We start from the raw sequence: 1,712 nt of genomic DNA, 5'->3' as shown, positions 1-1,712 counted from the left end.
AAAGACCCTTATAGGGTCAGAGCAAACCACCCGTTCTACGGGTGGTTATGATTGTGTGTCAAATTCCTATGTTTTTTAGTAGGAATAGTGGTATACTATGTACAGTATCAGTGAAATACCAGAAGACTGGTTGTCATATACTTTCATATACCTAAAGAGGGGTGGCGTTGCCACTAGAAAGATTTGAGGTAAGTACTATGTATGATGTAAAATCTCCAAAGGCGGAGGAATTTATTTCCCATCAGGAAATCCTTGACACCCTTGCCTATGCAGAGGAAAACAAGGAAAATCGGGAGTTGTTAGATGCTATTTTAGAAAAAGCTGCTACATTTAAGGGGTTAAACCATAGAGAAGCAGCTGTTCTATTAGAATGTCCGTTGCCTGAATATAAGGAAAAGCTTTATGCGTTAGCTAAAGAAATCAAGAAAGCTATTTATGGTGATCGCATCGTTCTATTTGCACCATTATATTTGTCTAACTATTGTATTAATGGTTGTGTATACTGTCCGTACCACTCTAAAAATCGCGATATTAAACGTAAAAAGTTGACTCAAGACCAAATTAGAGAAGAGGTTATTGCCTTAGAAGCAATGGGGCATAAGCGCATTGTTATTGAGTCTGGTGAAGATCCTCTTAATAATCCTCTTGAATATATTTTGGAATCTATCAAGACTATTTACGGTATTAAAAATAAAAATGGCGAAATTCGCCGTGTAAACGTAAATATTGCAGCTTGTTCCGTTGAGGATTACAAGAAATTACATGAAGCTGGTATTGGTACATATACATTATTCCAAGAAACGTACAATAAAGAAAACTACGAAGCACTTCATCCAACAGGCCCTAAGAGCGACTACGCCTACCATACAGAGGCGATGGACCGCGCTATGCAAGGTGGCATTGATGATGTAGGTATCGGTGTTCTTTATGGCTTAGAACATTATAAATATGATTTTGTAGGTTTGTTGATGCATGCAGAGCATTTAGAAGCAGTATTTGGTGTAGGTCCACATACAATTTCTGTACCTCGTATTTGTCCAGCTGATGATATCGATGTAGATGATTTCAGTAATGCTGTACCTGACGATATATTTGAGAAAATCGTTGCTCTTATTCGTGTATCCACACCGTATACAGGTATGATTATGTCTACCCGTGAAAGTCAATCCATGCGTGAACGCGGTTTGGCATTAGGTATCTCCCAAATTAGTGGGGGCTCTCGTACTAGCGTAGGTGGTTACAAAGAAGAAGAGAAACCAGAGGATAATTCGGCTCAATTTGATCGCAGTGACACACGTACATTAGATGAAATCGTAGATTGGTTACTAGATCTTGGATATGTGCCTAGCTTCTGTACTGCATGCTATCGAGCAGGTAGAACAGGGGACAGATTTATGGCCCTCGCTAAATCCGGTCAAATCCATAACTGTTGCCAACCTAATGCATTGATGACATTGAACGAATACATCATGGATTATGGTGATGAAAAAACTAAAGCTCATGGCGCTAAGGTTATTGAACAACAGTTAGAAAATATCAAAAATGATTTAGTTAAAGATAAAGCTAAAGCTTATATTGCACAGATGAAAGACGGCGAACGAGACTTCCGGTTCTAAGTAATTCACTGATCGAGAACCTCCTATTGATAATGGGAGGTTCTTTTTTGTTGAGAAAATGTCAAAAGTTAAATGAGAATGAAGTATATAAAATCT

1 protein-coding gene is annotated in these 1,712 nt (G+C 38.3%); it reads left to right on the top strand.

Features of this window, described 5'->3' with window-relative positions; genetic code table 11:
• Positions 1-197 precede the first annotated feature (197 nt).
• Positions 198-1,616: a [FeFe] hydrogenase H-cluster radical SAM maturase HydG gene (gene hydG, locus QZ334_RS08280; RefSeq protein WP_105089421.1), complete on the top strand. Its 1,419-nt coding sequence runs from the start codon at positions 198-200 to the stop codon at positions 1,614-1,616.
• Positions 1,617-1,712: the final 96 nt, after the last annotated feature.

Source organism: Veillonella sp., assembly GCF_019414865.1.
Classification (GTDB): domain Bacteria; phylum Bacillota; class Negativicutes; order Veillonellales; family Veillonellaceae; genus Veillonella.
The sequence above is the reverse complement of the archived record's forward strand: the minus strand, read 5'-3'. Positions and strand labels throughout refer to the sequence as shown.